The organism is Paenibacillus sp. KS-LC4, from assembly GCF_036894955.1.
Lineage (GTDB): Bacteria > Bacillota > Bacilli > Paenibacillales > Paenibacillaceae > Pristimantibacillus.
Genome location: NZ_CP145905.1, coordinates 6,192,576 through 6,206,436 on the forward strand (window position 1 = coordinate 6,192,576; position 13,861 = coordinate 6,206,436).

The following is a 13,861-nucleotide window of genomic DNA, read 5'->3' on the forward strand; positions in this document are numbered from 1 at the left end:
TGTCAGGTTCGTGTCAATGTTAATCATTTTGGAATCTCAGCGCTCCGAACGGCATAGCTGCTGAGCAATAGGTAAAGGGGCGATCCCTTAAGTCATGGAGATGACTTTGGGACGCCCCTTTTGCTTACTCCTCTAAATTGACAATACTCCCGCCTGCTGCCCGTTAGACTGAGCGGTATATTTGCTTGCCCCTTGGCTGGGCACCGTGATCATCCGGCTCCAGCGTAATACCGATGGAGTCAAATGACAGCGTCTCCGAGGCTAGGGGTACGGCCAATACAGCAACACCCTGATCGTTGGCGACGCGCATCGTTCCAGCGCTCTGACGAACGCCGTCCTTAACCAGCCATACTTGATAAGACTCTTCTCCAACGGTTTTTTCAGCACCAAACAAATAGACAACGAACTGCGTATTCTGTCCGCTTCCCACAACGCACACTACGCCTGAGCTACCCCCCGGCTGCCCCACCGTCTCCAGCAGCACCATTTGCTGTATTTCGGAGGCAGGCAAGCTCAGCGCTTGAGCAATAGACAGCGGAAGACTTGATTTTTCCTGATACAGCCATACATTTCCGAGCAAGCTGGCGGTCAGCATAATGAATAGCAATATGGCTGATGCAGCCATATAAGGTCTTATCCGTCGCTTACGCCAGCTTATCCTGTTTGTCCCGTTCATCTTGTTTGCTTGTTCCGCACCCTGCTGCTCATCGGCCGCAAGCACCGCATCCATCACCTGCTGCTTCAAATCTATTGGCGGCTCTAACCATTCCATATCGACAGGAATTGCCTCCCATGCCATACGCAGCTCTTCCATTTCGATCCGGCACGCTTCACAGCCCGAGAGATGCCGTTCAAAGGCAAGCCGTTCCTCCTCGGTGCAGGTTCCTGATAAGACCTCTAGCATCCATTCACAAAGCTTCTTTTCCTCCACTGTCATCCCTCCCCTTCAACTGCCAGATGTCTGCGTAATATTTTTAATGCTTGATGCAATCTGCTCTTGACGGTTCCAAGCGGCTCCTTATAACGGGCAGCTAACTCGCTCAGGCTATATCCATGCCAATAAAAATGCTCCAACAGCTCAATTTGCTGCTTCGACAGAAAACGGTAGGCGCTTTGGAGCTGAGCCTTCAGCGATTCACGCTCCACATATTCCTCCGGCGAAGCAGCCTGTTTATCAACAAACTGCTCCAGCTCCTCTGGGAGATAAGAAACCACATCATTCCCTTGCCTGCGCTGCTTGCGCAGCCAATCCGTTGCTAGATTTCGGGTTATTGTGAGCAGCCAGCTCTTAAATTGCCCTTTTTCAGATTGATACTCTGATTCTGTCGTCCACAGCCGTACAAAAACAGATTGTACAATTTCACGGGCGGCCTGCTCGTCTCTCACCGCTTTTCGGGCAAAGGAATATACCAACACCGCATAGCGGTCATATAACTCGGACAAAGCATCATGCCGCTTTCGCTTTACGAGCAGCATCAGTTCATAATCGGAATGATTCCGCATACCGCAGGTCCCCCAAGTCGGCATAGTATAAATTTTTTATTTTTCTATTTAAAGCAAATGGTCAGCCGGCTGTCACCCTAATTAAGCCTGTCATGCCTGGGTGAGGGGTGCAGAAATAGCTGAAATCCCCTTCTTTGTCAAAGGTAATGACCTTCTTCTCACCTTCACCCAGCAGACCCGTATCAAAGGATTTATCATCCGCGGTTGCTGTATGCTTCATTTTATCCCGATTAATAAACGCCACCTTGTCGCCGACCCTAATATCCAATTCGGCAATCGAAAAGGCAAAGTCTACAATTTCAACGACATGCGTAACACTTGCACGCTTTACATTCGGCGTCTCCGTAGGCTTGGAGGATGCAGCTGTTGCACTGCTGGCACTCGCCTCTGGTGTAGCAACGGGCTTAAGCTTAGGCGTTGGTGTTGGTGTTGGTGTTGATGTTGGTGTTGGTGTTGGCTTATTTACGCTCACCTTGTCCTGCGGGCTCTCAGATGCTGCTGCTTGGCCGCTTTTAGCTGACGTTTCCTTTGCACTCGTGTCCTTGTGACCCGACGTCTTGTGACCCGACATCGTTCCGCTTCCATCGCCCTTTGTTTCCTCCGTGCTCGCTGTTGACGACGGCTTGGCTGCATGTTCGGCAGCTATTTCATCCGGCTTATCGGTTTGAGCTGCATCGCTTGGTTTAGCTTCATGCTCTTTATGAGGCTGATTTTCCATTTTAGTCTCTTCATTGCCGTTTTGGGTGTTAGTCTCAGCATTTGTCTCAGCTGCTGTTCCCGTCTGATTTCCTTCTGGCGATGCTTCTATTGTAGGGCTGCTGCTTGCTGGCACCTGATTAGCATTAGATTCCGAGGATGTACCCGAGCTTCCACAAGCAGCTACAAACAACATCGCAGCTACCGTCAGCCAAGAGGCTGTTATTCGAATATGCTTTATAATGATCTATCCCTCACTTTACAATAATTTGGCCGGTCATAAAATTTTTGTGGGGCTCGCAAAAATAATTATACGTTCCTGGCTTATCAAGCTTAATGGAAGCCGATTCACCTTTACTTATGAGAGGAATGGCGAAGGAGCCATCCTTGGCCACTGCATTATGCTTCATATCGTCTAGGTTCGTGAAGATGATCGTCGATCCAGCCTCCACCGTTAAGGGGCCTGAACCAAAAGAAAAATCCTTAATATCAACACGATACGTTTTGGCTGTCGGTGTAGCTGAAGCAGCCGCTTTCCCAGCAGTCGTACCTGTAAATTTTGCCGGATTGATTACGAACCAGACATTATTCACCTCTTGTCCATTCGTATCGCCGTGGGCTTTGTCCGCAATAAATGTATATAACGGATAGCCTTTGTAGGTTGCCTGAGTTGTTCCGTCCACTCGCTTAATGGAGCCAAAATCGGCCTTGGACAAGGTGGATGGCACACTGCCTCCTGCAATGCTGTATGCTGGCCAATTAACAAGACATTGACCTTCACATCCGCTTGTCTGTGGAGCATCGTTGTCAAAATAGTACAAGGTGCGTCCCATGCTATCTGTCAAATAATGACCCAGCACACTGTTCGTTCCTAGCATGACGGAGTAATCCGGCTTGGCTATAAACCAAACATCCGCAACCGCTTCACCCTGTACATCGCCCGGCTTCGAATCCTTTATGAAGTAATACAGCGGCCAGCCCTTATACATCCACTGCTTCGTACCGTCCTTGCGTGTCAGCGTAGTGAAATCAGCTGCGTTAAGCGATGTCGGAATTTGCAAATGCTCGGAGGTCAATACCGGCCAATTCTCCATACATGAGCCTGTGCAAGCATTCAGATCCTGCGCGTCCTTCGTGAACAAATACAAGGCGCGTCCTTTGCCGTCAGTAAAATAGGTGCCTAGCTTCTCATTTGAACGCAAGGCAATCTGCTCGCTGCTGGCCAGCGCTGTGTCCTTAATTACCCCTTCTGCTTTCAACATATCGAGCAGCGAATGCCCATGAGCTGTAGTTGCTGAGAGTGCTTCGATCAGCGCAGTAGCGATATGGCTGTTGGTCAATGCGGCCGTTCCAGAAATCTGGACAAGACCTTTGCCAGCGGCAAAGGATTCGGTGTCTTTGTATTGAAAGTCACCCCCAGCCTTGTAGCCTATTGCCTCTAATATTGCCTTATACAGCTGCTGCGAGCTAATCGGTGAGAGCGGGTCGAACTTCGCTCCACCCGAGCCGGACCAGCCTGCCTGCGGGTGATCCTTTAAATAAGCAAGCACCGGCTGATTGCTCTTTCCTGCCAGATTTGCATCCGCAAAGGTACGGCTGCCTTTATAAGCGTGAGCTTCCGCAAGCTTGCCTTGCAGACGAAGCGAAATAAGTGCTGCCTGGATTCGGGTGCTCTTTTTGGCCAGATAAGCTTTGGTCACGCCTTGTCCCTCTCCAACCAGCAAGCCAAGCGACTCCGCCGTTTGAGCGTAGGTCTGCACCTGCTCGCCCGCCTTCTGACCTTCCTCCGCAGCAGTCGCCGTGGCAAATGGCACTGCAAGAAGCGCACAAAGTACAAAATAGATAATCAAGCTTTTTCTTCTTCTCATTTCATCATTCTCCCATCTAAAAATAGCTTCTATTAGGAGATAACGCCCGCAAGATAAACTCGGTTTGCCATTCCGCAAAAAAACATGAAAAAGAGCCGTCCCTAGAGTCATATGTATGACTGAGGGACGCCCCTTATTTTCTTCCTATTTTCAATAATGGATCATTAAACTCATGCTATACGACAAGAAACAGTGCCCCATCCTCGCATAAATCGCATTTTCGCGGCGGGTCCCAGTCAGCAAATTCCGTTTCCTTCAAATCTACGATATCCGGCGCGTCCTCGTACTCATCAACGAACTTATCAATCGCTAGCTCCACGTGTTTTTTGCATACACAATACATAGTTGGTTCGCTTCCTCTTCTGCTTGATTTAATCAGGGTGTTGTCCCTTTGCCTTCCGTTAGCATAACAAACAACCTGCATAATGTGAAGCCCGAACCTATTGGCCCTAGGTGAAACGGCTTCGCCATCCTCTGACGGCGCGGCGTGTTTCATTCCGAGAAATATAAGCCCAGTTATGATGTGAAACATATAAATTCTTATATTTTAAAAAAAGAGCCGCCGCAACAGGCTCCTCCTGTTCACGACCGCTCCCCTTAATCGGATGACGATTTTTTATTGTTGCACCTTATCGGTTAAATCCAATTGCGCCGTTGTCAGCTTGCCATCCCGATAGAAGGTCACTTCCACTTTATCGCCAATATGCTTCTTGGAATAAAGGTACCTCCGCAGCTCCATCGTACTGCCAACGGCCTGCTTATCCAGCTTGACGATCACATCATTGAAGACGAGGCCAGCATCCTTCGCTGGACCAACCGCCTCGAGCACGATGACGCCAGCACGAACATTGTCCGGCAAAATAAGCTGCCCCGCTCCTTCAGCCTCTTCATCGCCGTCATCCTTCGAGCCGCCGGCTTTACCTCCAGCGCTGCCGCCCTGCTGTGCAAAATATTGCGCCAAGTCCATCGTGTACACGCCCAAATACGGACGCGGCACATAGCCTTTGGCGAGTAGATCGCTGACGATTGGCATCGCATTGTTCGTCGGAATGGCGAAGCCTAGCCCCTCCACGCCAATATCGGCGATTTTCATGCTGTTGATGCCGACAACCTGACCATCGAGATTAATGAGCGGGCCGCCGCTGTTGCCTTGGTTGATGGACGCATCCACTTGAATAACCTCTTGCTCCCAATCATAGTTGCCATCCTGATTCAGCGAAACAGGCACAATTTGACGGGTTTTGCTCACGATACCCATAGATAAGGAATCGCCCAAGCCGAGCGGATTGCCGATAGCAATGACGAACTCGGCCGGCTGCAAGGCAGAGGAATCGCCAATTTCTGCAACGGTATCAATGCCCTTATCGTCGATTTCCAAAACAGCCATATCCGAAATTTGATCCTCGCCAACCATTTTCGCCTCGCGCTGCTCGCCGCTAATGAGCGTCACTTTAAGAGCGTCCGCATCGACGGTGACATGATAGTTTGTCATAATATAGGCTTTGCCATTTTCTTTTTTGAAAATAAACCCTGAACCAACGCCCGCCTGCTGCAAGCTGTTCTTCTCGGCGCCTTCTTTGCCTGCGTCCTTGCTGCCTTCGCTCTCTTCATTCGGAGTGCCCATGCTGAACACCTGACGCTGCTCATTAATGACGCTCACGACAGCAGGTCTCACCTTCGCCGAAGCCTGAATCGTCTTCATTTCCAGCGATTCGCTGTCACCCGACATCTTCGCCGTTGAAACCGCCTGCACTTTGGGGCTGCTGCCAACTCCACCATTAAAGAACAGCCCGAACAGCAGCACTGCCGCTATTGCACTCGTGGATGAAGAGATAAAGGCAATGCGCACACTGGACCAATTCCGCCTCGTCTGCTTGCTCGACAAGATGCGCCGCTCCTTGCTGAAGGCGCGTGTACGTCTGGACACCTTCGTCGAATAGAAATCGTCATCGAATAATCCCATATCTATCTCTCCTCTCGATGTCCGGCCGACATCAAGACTTTTTTGGTATATCTCTCGATCCATATTCATGCTACTAGGAATAATTTCGGAAGATTGGACTAGAATAATAATAGATTACATTGTACAGCTGAAAATTTTATGGAGCATTCGTCTTCTATCCTCTAGCCAAAGGAGCTTGATTTTAATGAAAAAGCCTTCCTCCATCCCGTCCGCCTGGGAGCATGTTCAGCTTGGCGCGATGCTTGCAGATCTGAAAGAGGAGCACTATCGTACCGTTCTAACGTTAAGCGCATTGCTAGAGCTTCTGCTAGAGAAAGGCATTATTACACTAGAGGAATTACAAGCCAAGACTAGCCAGCTTGACGGGCAAATGGATGAACAGCTTCAGAAGCTTATTTCTTCTTCACTTCGTCCCATTCAGTAGGCTTGTTGTGATACGTATGACGCAGCGGAAAATCCTCTTTTTTGAAGAAAATTCCGTTGTCTTCTAATATATTATTAACGGTTAGCATCGCTAAGTCCATTAAATTATGATCAAGGCTAAGATGGGCCAAATACACCCGCTTAGTGCGGTCCGTCAGCAGCTCGCAGAGCGCTTCCCCAGCCGCTACATTGGATAAATGTCCGACGTCGCTTAAAATGCGCCGTTTCGTATTCCATGGATAACGCCCCATACGAAGCATCTCCGTATCATGATTGGATTCCAGTACCAGCACATCCGAATCAATGATCGCCTGCTTCACCTTATCGCTCATATAACCGAGGTCGGTCGCCAGACTCAGCTTAACGCCCTGATCGACAAACGTATAGCCCACCGGCTCCGCAGCATCATGCGAAATCGGAAAAGACTGTACTTGCAGCGAGCCAAAATGAAGCGTATCTCCCGTCTCGATCACAATGCGCTTATCGGCATCAATTTTGCCAACATGCCGCTCCATCGCGCCCCAGGTCGCTTCATTCGCATAAATAGGCAGCTCGTGCTTGCGTGCAAATGCACCAAGCCCTTTAATATGATCGGAGTGCTCATGCGTGACGAGCAGCGCATCCAGCTGATGGCCGAACACTCCGCGCTCCTTCATGAGCTCCTCCATTTTTTTGGCGCTAAGCCCTGCATCGACGAGTACCATCTTGTCGCCATTATTGATAATTGTTCCATTCCCCGTTGAACCGCTTGCCAGTACTGTAAACCATAGTCCCATTTCCGCCTCGTCCTATCCTTTCTCCCTCTTGAGCATGGCAAGTACCTACTGCTCCTTATCCTGGGCAACCTCACCGCTTACCGCATGGATATAATAAGGGCGATCCGCATCCTCTACCAGCACTCGCCAATAAGGAGCGGATACTTGCATGTCCGTATCAAACGTCTGTCCATGATAGCCGAGCTGAATATCGGTAATAACCGAGCCATCCGGCAAATTCCGCTCAATGAACGGCGCTACCGCCTTCGCCGCCGGCAGCACCATCTGCTGCTTGACATCATTGCTATCCAGCACCTCAATGCGCGACTGCTTAAAACCCGTAATTTTCTGATTGCTGTAATACAGCTCCAGCTTGACCTCGAACAGCGGCCGGTTATCAACCATTCGGTACAAGACGAATACGCCTGCCTTGCTGCCGAGCGGATCGAAAGCGTATAGCTCAATATCAGGAATTTGATTGCCTAGCGCAGCGAGCAAATCCGTTTGTGAGAATACGATTCGTCTATCCACTGGCGTCTCCAGCTTCACAATCTCCTGCTTCTCCAGACTTAGCGACTTGAGCTGGTAAGTTAAATCACGCATGCTTGGCGTTTCAAGCGGCAAGTTGGCGTTCAGCTCGATGCGCTTCTGCTTCATCACCGCGACGGTGTCTGGTGGAAGCTCCGCAGAGTGATTGTTAATGTCCAACTGCTCCCGCACCTCCAGCCATACCTGATAGCCAAGCAAAATATTTAGCAGCAGGAAGCTGCCGATTAGCACACTTTTCGCTCTGCTCCAATCCAAACGCCTCTCACCTCCTACTTGGCCGCTCCAGCCGATCCTTCAGCACCGGTCGTTACCTCCAGCGGAATGTAGCCTGTTGGATAAGCCTCCATCAGCACGTCCTGCGTGCCATCTGCAAGCCTCACACCCCATACGGGGACAAAATCCAGCTTGCTGCCTTCCTTCGGCACCGCCTGAAGTGCCGGGAACAGGCTTGTGACCTCAGATAGCTTTGCGTAATGCTCCAAAGCACCGCGTAAATCATCGCCACCCGGCAAATAGCGCGATTCCCGCGTTTCTGCCTGATTGCCAAGCGTAATCAGCGAACGATTGTACTCCGTCACCACGCCCTGCTGCAAAATCAGCCGAATCCAGCCATACTGAAAGCCGGCGGCCTCCAAAACCGGATATTGCTCCAAGTACTGCTGGAACAGCACCGTTCTGCCCTGCTTGCTGTCCGCATCCAGTACAGGATTAACGAAGCGATGTGTGCCATCCCAGCCGCCATGCTGATTCACGTACTCTACTGCGGCATACACATTATCGCTCAAAATATTATCTGCGCTCTTTGACGCCGCCGGATCGGTATAAATCATCCAGTTGCCGCTCTGCTCCACTTGGAGACCGCGTTTGCCGTCCGTATAGATTTGAGCGCCGCTTCGATCCTTGAGCGCCTTTGTTGTGCCCGGATCGAAAAACAAGTTGCGCTGCACGACATCGGCGGAATAAACCGTATACGGATACACGATTTCCACCGCCTGAAGCGGCTTATCCGGAATATAAAGATCGCCGTCCGCATACTGATAATTCGTCTGATATTCCCCGAAGCCGACGTAATCCTGCACATCGCGAACCGTCAAGTCGGCCTGAACCGATTCATAGACGATATCCCCGTCCTCGCTAAAGAAGAAGGTTCGCACCTCTTCCGTATTGCTCGTTTTAAAAATCCAGATGCGGTCAATCGTCTCATTCAAAAACATAATGTCGCCCTGCACCTTCAGCAGCTTGCGCAGCAAATCAACCGGTACGCCATTTTGGAAGCGCAGCTCCACACCCGCATCCCTTTTACGCACCTGCTCCCAATCCATAACATCAATTGGACTGCGCTGAAACCCTTTAAACTCGCGGCCCTGTATGCGGTCCTTGAGAATCATATTATAGAAGGTCATGCCCGGATACAGCACCGTATGCTTGTCCCCGCCAAAGTGGATGATCAGCTCATCGGGAAAAACAACATTTTCCACTGTCGTCTCTTCACCAAGCGGCTCCGCATTAATGTAGTCCTGCTCCGTCCGTACCGTAGCCCCAAGCCCTGGCATGCTGTAAGCGAGGAAATAGCTTTGTATAAGGCTGAAGGCGACCAAAAAAATTAATAGCATCGTTTTCGCCCGTTCCATTAGCTTCGCTCACCGTCCTCTTCCAGCATCGGCAGCGTGAACGTAACCGTCGTCCCGACATTCAGCTCCGATTCAAGCGAAATCGTGCCGCCATGCGCTTTGACGATTTCCCGGGCAATGGATAAGCCGAGCCCTGTTCCGCCCATATTGCGCGAGCGCGCCTTATCTACACGGTAGAAGCGGTCGAAGATTTTTTGCAAATCCCGCTTCGGAATGCCAATTCCCGTATCCTTGACGCTAATCGCGATTAGCGATTGCTCCTGCTTGCGGGCGCTCAGCTGAATTTTGCCGCCGTCCAGCGTGTATTTAATCGCATTGGAAAACAGATTATCCAGCACCTGATCAATCTGATCACGGTCCAGCCAAGCGTCCTTCAGCTCGCTTTCGACCTGAATAGAAGCCCGTATCGACTTCTGGCGCAGCTGGAACGAGAACCGATCCGCCACCTCGTCGAGCATGTCGTGGATGTTCGTCTGCCTGCGCCGCATTGGCGCCTGATTGGAATCCAGCCGCGACAAATGCAGCAGATCGGTGACGAGCCGAATCATCCGCTCCGTCTCATTGCTAATAACACCGACGAAGCGCTCCGACAGCTCTCGCTCTGCTAGCGCACCGTCATTCAGCGCCTCTGCATAGCTCTTGATCGTCGTCAGCGGCGTCCGAAGCTCATGGGACACATTCGCAACGAACTGCCTGCGCGACTGCTCCAGCTTCTCCTGCTCGGTGACATCCTGCAAGACGACGATCGTTCCCGTCGTCCCTTTATCCCGGCGGTGAATAGGTGTAAAGGTGACTCGCATTATCCCTTCGGCCTCATCCATTTCCGCCTCCTCGCCCCGGTCGAGAATGAGCGTCTGCTCCTTGCCCTGGCGCAGCTCGTCCAAGCGCTGCTGAGGCAGCGCAAGCAGCTCGGTCAGGCTGCAATTTTCGCAGGTTTTGCGATCGAGCATTTCCAGCGACCGCCGATTCCAGACAATGACCTTCCCGTGCTCATCGGCCGCAATAACGCCATCGCTCATATTCGAGAGAATGGAATTAAGCTTCTCATTCTCCTCCTCATTGACCGACAGCGCCTCCTTCAGCCGAATCGTCATATCATTAAACGCCATGCTGAGCCGCCCGATTTCATCATCGCCCAGAACGGGCACCTTGAGATCGAACTTCCCTTCAGCGACCGCTGTTGCCTGCCGGGTCAGTCCTTGAATCGGGCTCGTGATCGTATGAGCCAGCAAAATGCCCAGCACTCCCGTTAGCCCTAAAGCGATAAGCGTTCCTGAGAAAAAAATCTGATTGACCCGATTAACCGTGTCATACAGGCTATCCATCGACGCGACCATATAGACAGCGCCGAGCACATTGTCATTGTCGTTGCCTGTTACCGGCAGCGCGATGATTTTTTTTCGGACATTATTTTCGTCAATAATCTCTTCCTCGTTCTCTGGAATGCCGACCAATGCCCGGCTCACCGCAAGCGACGGATTTTTCTTGCCTACATAGGATTCCGGCACCTGAACAGACGTCGCAACGATTTTGCCATTCGCATCGAGCACCTGCACCTCTGTGCCGCTTATGCTGAACAGGTTGCGAACGACGAGGCTGAGCCCCTCTGCGCTCTCTGCATTCGTATCCAGATCGCCGCCCGGCTTGATCGACAAGTGTCGCGCCGCCAGCTTGGACAAAATATCGGCCTGCTCCTTGAGGTTATTCGTGAAGCTGTCTGTAAGCGACGTCTTGACCGTACTGATAAAATAAACGCCAATAAGCTGCATCGCCACCAAAATCAGCAGCAAATAAATAATAACCAGCTTCACCTGGATCGTGCGAAAAAACCGCCGCACCATCATACGTAACCGTAACCTCCCGGCTTCGTGCTTCGCATCATATAACCCAGCCCGCGCCTTGTCATAATGAACTCCGGCCTGCTCGGATCATCCTCAATCTTCTCGCGCAGCCTTCGGATCGTTACATCTACTGTCCGCACGTCGCCAAAATATTCAAAGCCCCATACCGCCTGCAGCAAATGCTCCCGCGTCATGACCTTGCCGCTGTTGCGCGCCATATAATACACAAGCTCGTATTCCCGGTGCGTCAAATCCAGCGGCTGGTTGTCCTTGTACACAACATACATATCGGTATCAATAAATAAATTAAACAGACGCAGGCCCTGCTTCTCCTGCTCCGCATCCTGTCCGCTGTCCGCGCCCTGCGCGCCTGCCGCGCTTACCGTAACCTCAGCCGACTTCTGCTGCCGTCTTAGATGGGCCTTCACTCGGGCCAGCAGCTCGCGGGTACTGAACGGCTTCGTCACATAATCATCCGCGCCGAGCTCTAGGCCAAGCACCTTATCAATTTCCGTATCCTTCGCCGTCAGCATAATGATCGGCATATGCAGCTTCGCGCGAACTTCACGGCACACATCCATGCCATCCTTCACTGGAAGCATCAGATCGAGCAGCATTAAATCCGGCTTCTCTGAGAAGGCAAGCTCCACAGCTTGTCCGCCGTCGAAAGCACAAATGACCTCGTAGCCTTCTTTCTCCAAGTTGAACTTCAATATATCTGCAATCGGCTGTTCGTCGTCGACCACTAAAATTTTTCCGTGCATCGTCACACCGCCTGTCGCTTCCTAATTGGATCTGTTTGATCTTCCTACACATTAGGGTAAAACTTTATATACATAGCAATACTATCTTACCATACTGCCCTACACAGTTCCCAATTAAAGTTCCTTCATGCGCTTGGTGTCAAGGTTATAGCTGCTTATATTTTTAAAATAATAAAAGGGAGCGCCCCCGCAAGCTTTCGCTTCGGCAGCACTCCCCCTAATGGTATAAGTCCGATTATAAATATTTCAACGGGTTTTGAAGCTCCCCGTCTTTATGAATTTCAAAATGAAGGTGGACGCCGTATGACCGTCCCGTGTTTCCCATAATACCTAATTTATCGCCTTTTTCTAATATATCGCCTACGCTGACGCTAATCGAATCAAGATGCCCGTACAGCGTTTCATATCCGTTCTTATGGTCAATAATGACTACGTTGCCATAGCCGTTCTTCGTGCCCGCAAAACTAACAACGCCATTGTCAGCTGCTGTAATCGTTTTGCTGCCCGTCATGTCGATGCCTTTATGCATCCGTCCCCAACGCTGTCCGAACGTGCTGGACACCGAATAGCTCGATACTGGAGAAGAGAATAAGCCCGTTCCTTCACCCAAAATGACCTTCGTGCCCTTCATCATTACAGTTGGAATAGCTTCCTTAATCACCTGCTGGTCTATCAGCTCTTCGCTGATTAGGTAACCATTCTCTTTCACGATTTTGTAGGTCAGGCTTTTGGAGCCGCTGACGCCTGCGCTGATCAGCTTGGATTCTCCAACGCGCATGTCATCATTTTGCTGAACCTCGGTTGGCGGGTCAATCGTAACGATTTCCGTCAAATTCTCGGTTGTCCGTACCGACAGCTCCGGCTGGCGAACCGTAAGATCAAGTACATCTCCAACCTTGATCATATCATCTTCAATGCCTTTGTTATTCTCATAAATTACTTGCGGTGAAATATCAAATTTCTGAGCGATACAGCCTACGCAATCGCCTTGTGCTACCGTATATTTTGTTGGTTTAACTGTGCCCTCTACGAGCAGCTTGTACATATCATTGTCTGAGACAATTTCGCTCAGCGAAGTCGATACCGCATCCGTCTCCACCTTCTCTACGAAAGCGACATCCATCAGCTCCTTGCCTGCCTTAGGTGTATGCTTGTCCGCCTCTGCTTCCTCTGGTGAAAAAGCGAGTGCACGAACCTTCGTCGATTCCTTCTCCGCCACCTTTTTCGGTGCATATTTGCTCTGCACACGCGCCAGTATAGCATCTGCTGCTTCTTGGTTTTTCACAATACCGATTACTTTGCCATTTACCTTCACCTCTACGCCAACAGCGTGGGTTGTAAGCAGGCCCTCCAGCTTCGCAAGCGTCTGCTGCGTATCCGGGGCACCTTTGTATGCACTTGTACTCGTATATGTAAGCTGACCTGAATCCACCAAGATTGGAATATCTGGTGTTGCCTGCTGTGCTTCGGATGCCTTCTGCTCAAGCAGCGCTCCAACCTCCAGCGGACTGCCAACCGTCCCGATTTCGGTGCCGTTCATATATAAGTGATAATAGTCATTCGTGTTAGCCTTAATATATTGTATACCGCCAATTCCGACTGCTGCCAAAATCGCGATAATTCCGCCTGCAAGGATGAAAGGTTTCTTATAGTTAGTAGCTGCTTTAGTAGCTGCTATTGTCGATGTTGATGTCGCTTGCACTGCTGCGGTCGGTTGCTGATTGATGCCTTTCGAGTCTTGTGTTCGGAATTGCCGAAAGAACTCAATGGATGTATTCCACGCCTTTCGGATCCGACCCGTTGCCCTAAAATCGGTCATGATCGTCTCCTTCTCGCCTTAATGCCGCTATCATAATTAGGTCTTCCGA

At 50.6% G+C, this 13,861-nt stretch carries 13 protein-coding genes; 1 reads left to right on the forward strand and 12 read right to left on the reverse strand.

Annotated elements, in window-relative coordinates:
- Window positions 1–163: 163 nt before the first annotated feature.
- The 6 genes from V5J77_RS26235 to V5J77_RS26260 all read right to left on the reverse strand — a co-directional run bounded on the left by V5J77_RS26235 (window position 164) and on the right by V5J77_RS26260 (window position 6,030).
- The gene (locus tag V5J77_RS26235) at window positions 164–931 is read right to left on the reverse strand and encodes an anti-sigma factor (RefSeq protein WP_338553727.1); all 768 of its coding nucleotides are present in this window, start codon (window positions 929–931) and stop codon (window positions 164–166) included.
- A gap of 2 nt (window positions 932–933) precedes the next feature.
- Window positions 934–1,503 (reverse strand): sigma-70 family RNA polymerase sigma factor, encoded by a 570-nt coding sequence (locus tag V5J77_RS26240; protein WP_338553729.1) that lies wholly within the window; start codon window positions 1,501–1,503, stop codon window positions 934–936.
- 61 nt (window positions 1,504–1,564) lie between these two features.
- Window positions 1,565–2,395 (reverse strand): cupredoxin family copper-binding protein, encoded by an 831-nt coding sequence (locus tag V5J77_RS26245; RefSeq protein WP_338553730.1) that lies wholly within the window; start codon window positions 2,393–2,395, stop codon window positions 1,565–1,567.
- 58 nt (window positions 2,396–2,453) lie between these two features.
- Entirely contained in the window at window positions 2,454–4,067 is a 1,614-nt protein-coding gene (locus V5J77_RS26250; protein WP_338553731.1) for a plastocyanin/azurin family copper-binding protein, read from the reverse strand.
- A gap of 175 nt (window positions 4,068–4,242) precedes the next feature.
- The gene (locus tag V5J77_RS26255; protein ID WP_338553732.1) at window positions 4,243–4,410 is read right to left on the reverse strand and encodes a CxxH/CxxC protein; all 168 of its coding nucleotides are present in this window, start codon (window positions 4,408–4,410) and stop codon (window positions 4,243–4,245) included.
- Window positions 4,411–4,683: 273 nt separating this feature from the next.
- Window positions 4,684–6,030: a S1C family serine protease gene (locus V5J77_RS26260; protein WP_338553733.1), complete on the reverse strand. Its 1,347-nt coding sequence runs from the start codon at window positions 6,028–6,030 to the stop codon at window positions 4,684–4,686.
- Window positions 6,031–6,214: 184 nt separating this feature from the next.
- On the opposite strand from V5J77_RS26260, the gene V5J77_RS26265 reads away from it, so the two are divergent.
- The gene (locus V5J77_RS26265; RefSeq protein WP_338553734.1) at window positions 6,215–6,454 is read left to right on the forward strand and encodes a hypothetical protein; all 240 of its coding nucleotides are present in this window, start codon (window positions 6,215–6,217) and stop codon (window positions 6,452–6,454) included.
- Here V5J77_RS26265 and V5J77_RS26270 read toward each other — a convergent pair.
- From V5J77_RS26270 to V5J77_RS26295, 6 genes are all read right to left on the reverse strand, one after another.
- The gene (locus tag V5J77_RS26270) at window positions 6,423–7,229 is read right to left on the reverse strand and encodes an MBL fold metallo-hydrolase (RefSeq protein WP_338553735.1); all 807 of its coding nucleotides are present in this window, start codon (window positions 7,227–7,229) and stop codon (window positions 6,423–6,425) included. The genes V5J77_RS26265 and V5J77_RS26270 overlap by 32 nt on opposite strands.
- 45 nt (window positions 7,230–7,274) lie before the next feature.
- Window positions 7,275–8,012, reverse strand: coding sequence for a two-component system regulatory protein YycI (yycI, locus tag V5J77_RS26275; protein ID WP_338553736.1), 738 nt, complete (start codon window positions 8,010–8,012; stop codon window positions 7,275–7,277).
- A gap of 14 nt (window positions 8,013–8,026) precedes the next feature.
- Window positions 8,027–9,388, reverse strand: a complete 1,362-nt coding sequence (gene yycH / locus V5J77_RS26280; RefSeq protein WP_338553737.1) for a two-component system activity regulator YycH — start codon at window positions 9,386–9,388, stop codon at window positions 8,027–8,029.
- Window positions 9,388–11,232, reverse strand: a complete 1,845-nt coding sequence (gene walK / locus V5J77_RS26285) for a cell wall metabolism sensor histidine kinase WalK (protein WP_338553738.1) — start codon at window positions 11,230–11,232, stop codon at window positions 9,388–9,390. The genes yycH and walK overlap by 1 nt, the downstream gene beginning before the upstream one ends.
- The gene (gene yycF / locus V5J77_RS26290) at window positions 11,229–11,993 is read right to left on the reverse strand and encodes a response regulator YycF (RefSeq protein ID WP_338553739.1); all 765 of its coding nucleotides are present in this window, start codon (window positions 11,991–11,993) and stop codon (window positions 11,229–11,231) included. Before yycF ends, walK begins: the two co-directional genes overlap by 4 nt.
- Before the next feature lie 235 nt (window positions 11,994–12,228).
- Window positions 12,229–13,812: a peptidoglycan DD-metalloendopeptidase family protein gene (locus V5J77_RS26295; protein WP_338553740.1), complete on the reverse strand. Its 1,584-nt coding sequence runs from the start codon at window positions 13,810–13,812 to the stop codon at window positions 12,229–12,231.
- Window positions 13,813–13,861 lie beyond the last annotated feature (49 nt).